Raw genomic sequence first — 8,311 nt, 5'->3', positions numbered from 1 at the left:
TCTCGAAAAAACAGGCACTGACAACACGCATCTGTACCCAAAACTCCCGCCCGGTTAGAAAAATAGACCTTGAGAAGAGCCAAGCGCCCCTCAAACCCGGTAATCCAAGCAACTAAATAATAATGAAATAAACAGCAAACATTAGCGCGATGAAGGCAATGAAGATACTGAGTGTAATGATGTATTTTTTCGAGGCTGTGAAGGTTTGCTTATTAATGGTATTGATTTTTTTCAAATAGACGACGGTGGCCAGGATAATGGTGATGATACCCAGGCTGACGGAAGACAGTCCAATGATGGTCGCAAGCAGGTCTCCTGCGGGCGAAAGTGTCTGCCGCATGGTGTAGTGAAGGTTCGTCACCAAAAATCCTACTCCAATAATCGCGATTGCCGTGCGGATCCAGGCCAGAAAGGTCCGTTCATTGGCAAGATGCTGCTGAATGTATTTGGACTCTTCCGTCGGTGCAGCACGCTCTTCCCCTTTGTCCGTGTTCATCCAATCTCTCCTTTTCTCCTTGATTCTCAATCTTACTTTATCCCGAAAAAGGTCCATGCAACCATTCACGGGAAGTTGATGTATAACCTCCACGCCACCTTGCATTGCCGAATGCAGAAAGCAAAAACGGACATACTAACTGCAGAAGAAAGGAGCGATATAAACGTGAACACTAATTTGGACGCCCTGCTGGAGCGCAAGCCGGAGTTCAGCAGCCACGAAGAAGCGAGATCCTGGTTCAAAGAACAGCTTCAGGAACAGTTCCAGCTGAGGAGCAGTGATGAGGTAAACGGGAAGCGGGTGTATTTTTACCACATCATCAAAAACCCTGAAGTTTATAAAAGTTATATGGAAAGTTTCGCAAGCCCCGTTAAACATGAAATCACCAGCATGGAGCCTTTTGAAAGCTACACAACACTTGAAATCAGCGAAGACGGCGGAGTCAGAGTCTCCCTCTAAAGTTCCAGTGGCCAAGCGCGGAAGAGCACAAACCGGCTATTCCGCTTTTTCTATTCAGCTAGCCTGTAGATTAAAAACCTCTCAAAAGGATCCCGTTCGGAGACTCCTGGCAGCAAAACTTCCTCCATTAATTCAAATGGTGTCTGGTTTTCCAGGAAAAACATATAGTCCTCTGAGCCATAATACAAAACCAGTTCAATCTTCCGTCTCCTCTTCTCCGCAGACTTAAGGATATTGCCAATGATTTTCATAAAAATCTGGATGGTAAACGGATTGAAGAAATAGAATACATTGTCTTCAGGTTTAATTTGATAGTCTTCGGCGAGGCAGCAGCAAAACTCCAAACCTGCTGCTTTTTTTGTTTTCCTCTGGTAGGTTCTAAGGTTTTCAACGGCTTCCTGATAAAACCTTTCGTTCATCTCGACACCCACAATACATGCGCCATAAAAATAATGGATAAAAAAATTCACTCTTCCTTTCCCGCAGCCAAAATCGACAATACGGTCGGAACTGTCCACTTCATATTGTTTGAACAATTCCTCCAGCGCCCCATATGGTGTCGGCTCATAAGGGTGATAGTGCAAGGACCCTTCATTATCCCTCTGCCCTTTGCCTGTCCTGATGTTCAGCAATTTATCATAGTAAAATTCCTTTATGTCTTTCATTGAAGCACTCCCAGTCTTGTTCCAATATCGGCTTAAACTTGTCCCTAAAAATCAGCCAAGGTAAGATAAATCTATAGGTTTTCATTTAAAGGGGGATTCCGATGGCCACAGTATATGATTTTAAGGTAAAAACAGCAAATGGCAGTGAAAAATCTTTAAGCGATTATGAAGGCAAGGTGCTCCTGGTCGTCAATACCGCCAGCAAATGCGGCCTGACTCCACAGTTCAAGGGCCTTCAGGAGCTGTATGAAAAATACAGGGATCAGGGCCTCGAGATTTTAGGTTTCCCCTGCGACCAGTTCAACAACCAGGAGTTCGCCAACATCGAGGAAACCACCCAGTTTTGCCAGGTCAACTACGGAGTCAGTTTCCCGATTTTTGCCAAAGTGGACGTCAACGGCGTTTCCGCCGAACCTCTTTTCAAATTTTTAAAAGAACAGAAAAACGGACTCTTATCTCCAAGAATTAAATGGAATTTCACCAAGTTCCTCATCGACAAAAATGGTTCTGTAGTGGGACGCTATGCCCCGACTACCGAGCCTTCCAAGCTTGAAGAGGAACTCGTTAAGCTGCTTTAATCACATCTAATGGAGCCGTCAGGTATTTCTCCTAACCCGGCGGTTCTTTTTTTGCCCTCGTTCCCACTGCACGCTTTTGCAACCTTCCTCCCATCTCCATTGTACTAATAATGGCCATTCCCATGTCTCCCCTTTAGGCAGTAGGATGCAATTTAGTTCGGAAGATTAAGAATTGTTTAACAACCATTCTTTCCTTACTTATAATCATACTAATAACAATATTTTTCCATAAGGAGGAGAAGGATGAAAAAATGGATGTCAGGTTTGGCACTGGCAGGACTGCTGGCTTTTAGCGGCCAGGCTGTCAGCGCCGAGGAGCCAAAAGAGTACATAGTTGTATTCTCAAGCAACAGCATTAATGAACAATCATTAACACAGTTAGAGAAATCCGGTGCAGAGGTTCTTCAGGAAATCCCCCAGGTTGGCGTTGTCAGTGTGCAATCAAGTGACCCTGGGTTCATTGAAAAAGCAAAACAGATCAGCAATATTCAGGAAGTAGTGGAAGACATTGAAATCTCTCCGCTTGAAGTCCAAATGGAAGTGGACCTGCGGGCAGCAGCTTCCCCTGCCTTGTATTCCGGAGCCGACCTGCATGACAAGTACCAATGGGATATCAAGCGGGTAACCAATAATGGAATGGTATGGGAAAAGAATGCCGGAAGCCACGACGTACTTGTCGCTGTTATCGATTCTGGTGTGGATGCCTTCCACCCTGACTTGAAGGAGAATTTCCTCTACGGCAAGGCGTTCTTTAATGGAGCAACCGAAGCAGACGCCCTGCGGGACGCGGGAACCCATGGCACCCATGTCGCCGGCTCCATCGCCGCCAATGGCAGAGTACTAGGGGTTGGACCTGAGCTTGGCATCGCTTCCTACCGTGTATCCGACCATAACGGCCGCATGAGCTGGACAGCCATCCTTAACGCTGTCACTACGGCTGCCGATGATGGTGCCGATGTCGCAAACCTCAGCCTTGGAACTTATTCGATCATGAATGATGAGCAGGACCGGGCCCTTCATCTGTCTGCTTCCCGTGCGGTCCGCCATGCCAAAAGCAAAGGCATGATCATCGTGGGTGCGAATGGAAATAATGGAATCGATCTGGGCAAAAAGATGCTGACCAAGCAAGGCGAGGGCGCCCAATGGACTGGTCCATTATTCGATACATTCACGGATATTCCTTGGGTGATTTCCGTCTCTTCTTCCACCAATCGCGACACTCTGGCCTATTACTCCAACTATGGAAATTCCGAGCTGGCGGCCCCGGGCGGCGATTATGGCGAAAATTGGCCGAACGCGGCGGGAGATACAAGCCTGAGGGACAATGAAGCGCGTGCCTATTCAACCATTCCTGTTTCAAGGGGCAGCTACGGCTGGGCAATGGGAACAAGCATGGCTTCCCCAAAGGTGGCAGCGGCAGCAGCCCTTGTGATCGCCGAATATCCTGATTTGAAGCCGGCCCAAGTGATTACCCGCCTTCAGCAGACTGCAGATGATGCCGGCAAAACCGGACATGATCCGTATTTTGGCCATGGGATTGTCAATGCGGACCGCGCCCTTCAATAGCTTTTAATAGAAACAGTGCAGCTCTGCTTGAGGCTGCACTGTTTTTATTTGCTTATAATATCCCCTCTTGGGTGTGCTTTTTAAATCTTGATTACAGGGTAAAAGAGAAATGAGAACTGATAAAAGGAGTGAATTCGATGGAGCGCTATCAGGATTTGAACAAGCAGTACATCAGCGGAGTATGGCGCGATGGAACTGGAAAATCCACCTATAACGATACGAACCCTTACAATGATGAAGTGGTCGCTGAATTTAAAATGGCTGGCATAGAAGACATTAACGAAGCCTATGAATCTGCCAAAGAAGCGCAAAAAGAGTGGGAGAACACAAATCCATTCGAGCGTTCGACGATTATGGAGAATGCAGTCCGCATCATGACCGAAAGGCGCAAGGAGCTTGTCGAGCTGCTCGTAGCAGAGACAGGTTCGACCCATATAAAAGCGAATGTAGAGATTGATTTTTGCATCGCCATTACACGGGAGTCCGCTTCTTTTCCAATGAGACTGGAAGGAAAAATGGTGCCTTCCCTGGTACCCGGCAAAGAAAACAGGGTGTACCGTAAACCGCTGGGAGTTGTTGGCGTTATCAGCCCGTTCAACTTCCCAATGTACCTGTCCATGAGGTCGGTCGCACCTTCCCTGGCCATTGGCAACGGAGTCGTCCTGAAGCCGGATGAGCAGACCGCGATGTCAGGCGGTACGGTTCTTGCGAAAATCTTCGAGGAGGCCGGACTGCCAAAAGGAGTATTCAATGTAACGGTCAGTGACATCGGCGAAATTGGCGATTCGTTCGTTGAACATCCCATTCCGCGTCTGATTTCCTTTACAGGCTCGACTCCGGTCGGACGCCACATCGGTTCTGTTGCTGGTAAAAACATTAAGAAAGTGGCACTTGAGCTCGGAGGCAATAATGCCCTCGTCGTGCTGAAGGACGCAAACATTGAAAACGCCGTAAACTCGGCCATTTTTGGCAAATTCATGCACAACGGCCAAATCTGCATGGCAATCAACCGGATTATCGTTGATAAAAGCATTCAGGATGACTTTGTCCAGGCCTTTATTGAGAAAGCCAAAACCATCAAAACAGGCGACCCAAGCGAACAGGACACGATGATTGGCCCTTTGATCAACCGCGGTGCTGTTGACAGGATTCTTGGCGAAATTGAGGAAGCGAAAAAACAGGGAGCCGAGGTCCTGCTTGAGGGCGAGGTGAACGGAAGTGTGATGAGTCCATTTGTTTTAACAGGAACAAACGAAGTCGCCACGGCGAGGAACGAGATGTTCGGTCCTGTCGTTACGATTATTTCCGCAGAGGATGAGGAGGACGCCATCAGGATTGCAAACGATACTCCATTTGGCCTGAGCGGCGCCGTCCACGCCGGCTCGGTCGAAAAAGGCGTTGAAGTAGCCAGGAAAATGGAAACAGGCATGGTCCATGTTAACGACCAGAGCGTCAATGATGAGCCGCTTGTGGCCTTTGGCGGTGAAAAAGCATCCGGCCTTGGCCGCTTTGGCGGAGAATGGTCACTCGAGGAATTCTCCACAACCCAATGGATATCCGCCCAGACCAATCCGCGGAAATACCCATTTTAAAAGCAACAAGGGGACAGCCTCTGTCCCCTTGTTGTTTTTTTATTTTTTATAAAATGATCATCCTGCACCAATCTCTCTTTCTATTCATCCACATACTCCAAATACAGATTCTCGCCGGCATCTACCTTCACATCTTCCGGAATGCGCAAATAGAGAATCTGTCCGCCGCTGCTCATGCTATGGTCCATGAAAGGCTGGCCGGTCCTTTGCCTGACCGGGAAACTATCACTGGCAATTGAAATGGTGACCTTTTGCTGAACAGGGCTAATCGTCATATGTTTTCCCGAAAGCTCAACCCTGGATGGTGGCACATGCTGGGAAAAATCCATATCATCTACAAGCAGCTCGGTGCCGAAAATATAGAACTCTACCGTTCTATCATCCTTATTCTTTTTATCTACATAGATTTGGGAACCATCCATGCCTGCGCTCAGAGAAATGTATAACACATTCCCATCAAAGTCATCAAAATGATTTTCCTGTTTTAAGTGCTTTGGGTCGATTTCGGAAATCCTGCCGCTGCTAACCTTCGTATACAGGTCGCTCATCATTTCATCATGGTTCGATTGCACCACCTTTTCGTCTCCCTCAACGTCTGTTGTAACGAAAGGAGCAGCAGCTGTTGCGACCAGCAGGAGCACAGCATAAATGAAAAGCAGCCAATAAGTGAGTTTTACGCTCATGAATCTGCTGCGGATTTTAAACATGAGGAAAACCGTGCCAATCAAGGTACCGATTATAAGAATAGGCAATATCGCTGTAACAATACCAAAGCTGCTCATCGCCTTACCTCCAGTCTGTTCAGGATGCCCACCGCTGCGGCCAGCAAGACAGCACAAGTGATTAATGTTTTAACCATCAGCAGCAATAGTGAACTTTCCATGATATAAAACTGAAAAACACTGTTCACGATAGGCTCCCTATTGGCAACAGCATCAAGGAATAGCGAGCCGAAAAATACTACGGGAATCAGGATGACAAAAAGCTTGCTCACTTGCACCAGCGATCCTATTAAATAGCCTGCCGAGGTAATCAGAAATAGATAAAACAGGGCAATGACCGTTCCCGCTGCCAGGTCTGCCCAGCCAGTACCCTGATTGTAAATCGGCCCGTCCGCAAACATATAAACAAAAACCTTCAGCAAATTACCGGAAAGCATGGCGGTTACGGCGCCGGCAAGGGAGATGCTTGCAAGAAACAGGACATTTGAGAGTGAGCTGGTGAGACGATTGGATACAAAAGTAAAATCATGATTGCGATAGGGTCTCGTCGTCAGGGTGGTCGCAGTGACAAAAGCCCAAATAACGGTGAAAATCAACACCAGATCGCCGGAATAATATTTTACCTCCAAATCTAACCCGTCACCGTAGGACCCCATGGAACCAACGCCGCCGAACGAAAACAAAAGAGCGAGCAGCTGGATGCCCATCAGCGAGCTGTAGGAATCAATATGGGCTTTCAGCTTGAATGCATATTGCTTTTTCACGATGTCACCCAATTTAGTTCTGGCGAAAGACATCATCAATTCCTCCCTTCGTTTCGTTGGTCAGGTATACAAAAAGGTCACTGACCCTGACAGGAGTTACCTCAAGTCCTGCTCCGGCCGCCGTGTCGGGGAGGTTACCCGAGAAATCCCGGACAGCCGCATACAATGTGTCGGCACCTGTTAACTGCCTATAAAGAATATCGTGGCCTTCCGATGCTTTCAGAACCTTTTCGGAAGGCCCCTTTATGCCGTAAGCCCATTCTTTCAGTTCGGAAATCGGCTCATGCAGCAGCTGTTTTCCTTCTTTCAGCAGCAGGACATCTTCGAGCAAGTCTTCAATCTCATCGATGTGATGGCTTGAAAGAATGATTGACCGCGGATGGGCAATATAGTCCTTGAGCAAAGCACGGTAAAAATCCTTCCTCGCGCTCTCATCCATACCGGTTGTCGGCTCATCAAAGATTGTCAGCGGACTACGGGATGCAATGCCGACAATTCCGTTGAAAATGCTTGTTTTCCCTTTCGAAAGGCGGTTGTGGTACCCGTCCGCCTCAAATCCAAAATAATCGAACAGCCTTTTGGCCAGCCCAGCATCAAAATTTTGATAAAAGCGGGCAGCTTCTTCCAGCAGTTCCCCTAACTGCAGGGCTGGCGGGAAACTCATCTGGTCATCAACGAAGATTGAATTGGCAGAAACGCTCAGGCTGTTAAAAGGGCGTTCACCAAACACCCTTATTTGTCCCGAGGTTTCCTTTGTGAAACCGGCGATCAACTTTAGGAGAGTGGTTTTTCCTGCTCCGTTCCGTCCAATCAACCCGGTGATTTTATTATCTTGTATTGAAAAGGTAAGTCCTTTCAGGGCTCTTTTCTTCAGATAGGCTTTCGTCAAATCATTGCACTCGACCACCTTCACAGCATTCCCTCCCCTTCCTTGGCTTCATGGATCATGCTTATGAGCTCCTCCCTGCTGATTTGGAGGCGCTCGGCCTCCAGCACCAGCTCCCGGACAAGCCGCTTCAGCGTTTGGTTTTTACGTTTATTGACGATTTTCTCTTTTGCCCCTTCCGCTACAAACATTCCCAGCCCCCGCTTTTTATATAAAATTCCCTCATCCGCCAGGAGGCTTAGCCCCTTCGCAGCCGTTGCCGGATTGATGGTATACATGTCGGCTAATTGATATTGCGAATATACCTTCTGGTCCGCTTCAAAATGCCCGTTCAGGATCTCCGACTCCATCCACTCGGCAATTTGCACATAAATAGGCTTAGTACTCTCGCTATTCAGCATGAGCCACGCCCCCTTCCCAACTAGTGCATTACTGTTGTAATGTAGTATATAACTATTTGGTAAATTTTGCAATGGCTGTTTGCCAAAAAAAAGAAGTTTTGTTACAAATCCCGAGTTGCTGGTAGGAATGGCGGGCATTAAGAAGGCCGATTGGCGACCACGCTACCGCATAAAATGAAATT

Annotated in this window: 10 protein-coding genes; 4 read left to right on the top strand and 6 right to left on the bottom strand. The window is 47.6% G+C overall.

Annotated features, from left to right (window positions below):
* Positions 1 to 112: 112 nt before the first annotated feature.
* The gene (locus ADU22_RS06970; RefSeq protein WP_053361506.1) at positions 113 to 496 is read right to left on the bottom strand and encodes a YidH family protein; all 384 of its coding nucleotides are present in this window, start codon (positions 494 to 496) and stop codon (positions 113 to 115) included.
* 165 nt (positions 497 to 661) lie between these two features.
* On the opposite strand from ADU22_RS06970, the gene ADU22_RS06965 reads away from it, so the two are divergent.
* A complete protein-coding gene (locus ADU22_RS06965; RefSeq protein ID WP_053361505.1) occupies positions 662 to 955 on the top strand; it encodes a hypothetical protein in 294 nt (97 codons plus the stop codon).
* A 50-nt stretch (positions 956 to 1,005) separates the two neighbouring features.
* Here ADU22_RS06965 and ADU22_RS06960 read toward each other — a convergent pair whose 3' ends face one another.
* Positions 1,006 to 1,611 (bottom strand): class I SAM-dependent methyltransferase, encoded by a 606-nt coding sequence (locus tag ADU22_RS06960; protein ID WP_053364485.1) that lies wholly within the window; start codon positions 1,609 to 1,611, stop codon positions 1,006 to 1,008.
* A 110-nt stretch (positions 1,612 to 1,721) separates the two neighbouring features.
* Between ADU22_RS06960 and ADU22_RS06955 the strand changes: the two genes are divergently transcribed.
* The 3 genes from ADU22_RS06955 to ADU22_RS06945 all read left to right on the top strand — a co-directional run bounded on the left by ADU22_RS06955 (position 1,722) and on the right by ADU22_RS06945 (position 5,356).
* Complete coding sequence (locus tag ADU22_RS06955; RefSeq protein WP_053361504.1) at positions 1,722 to 2,198, top strand: glutathione peroxidase; 477 nt, start codon at positions 1,722 to 1,724, stop codon at positions 2,196 to 2,198.
* Positions 2,199 to 2,441: 243 nt separating this feature from the next.
* Positions 2,442 to 3,764 carry a S8 family serine peptidase gene (locus ADU22_RS06950; protein ID WP_053361503.1) on the top strand — a complete coding sequence of 441 codons (1,323 nt, stop codon included), beginning with the start codon at positions 2,442 to 2,444 and terminating at the stop codon, positions 3,762 to 3,764.
* Positions 3,765 to 3,901: 137 nt separating this feature from the next.
* Positions 3,902 to 5,356, top strand: a complete 1,455-nt coding sequence (locus tag ADU22_RS06945) for an aldehyde dehydrogenase family protein (protein ID WP_053361502.1) — start codon at positions 3,902 to 3,904, stop codon at positions 5,354 to 5,356.
* An 80-nt stretch (positions 5,357 to 5,436) separates the two neighbouring features.
* Here the strand turns inward: ADU22_RS06945 and ADU22_RS06940 are convergent, their stop codons facing one another.
* From ADU22_RS06940 to ADU22_RS06925, 4 genes are read right to left on the bottom strand one after another with little or no spacing between them, the layout of a single operon-like run.
* On the bottom strand, positions 5,437 to 6,138 hold the full coding sequence (locus tag ADU22_RS06940; RefSeq protein ID WP_053361501.1) for a hypothetical protein: 702 nt from the start codon (positions 6,136 to 6,138) through the stop codon (positions 5,437 to 5,439).
* Positions 6,135 to 6,875, bottom strand: coding sequence for a hypothetical protein (locus tag ADU22_RS06935; protein WP_053361500.1), 741 nt, complete (start codon positions 6,873 to 6,875; stop codon positions 6,135 to 6,137). The genes ADU22_RS06940 and ADU22_RS06935 overlap by 4 nt, the downstream gene beginning before the upstream one ends.
* Positions 6,856 to 7,755, bottom strand: coding sequence for an ATP-binding cassette domain-containing protein (locus tag ADU22_RS06930; protein ID WP_053361499.1), 900 nt, complete (start codon positions 7,753 to 7,755; stop codon positions 6,856 to 6,858). Before ADU22_RS06930 ends, ADU22_RS06935 begins: the two co-directional genes overlap by 20 nt.
* On the bottom strand, positions 7,752 to 8,129 hold the full coding sequence (locus ADU22_RS06925; protein WP_053361498.1) for a GntR family transcriptional regulator: 378 nt from the start codon (positions 8,127 to 8,129) through the stop codon (positions 7,752 to 7,754). Before ADU22_RS06925 ends, ADU22_RS06930 begins: the two co-directional genes overlap by 4 nt.
* Positions 8,130 to 8,311: the final 182 nt, after the last annotated feature.

It is taken from the genome of Bacillus sp. FJAT-27251, assembly GCF_001273925.1.
Lineage (GTDB): Bacteria > Bacillota > Bacilli > Bacillales > Cytobacillaceae > Mesobacillus_B.
The sequence above is the reverse complement of the archived record's forward strand: the minus strand, read 5'-3'. Positions and strand labels throughout refer to the sequence as shown.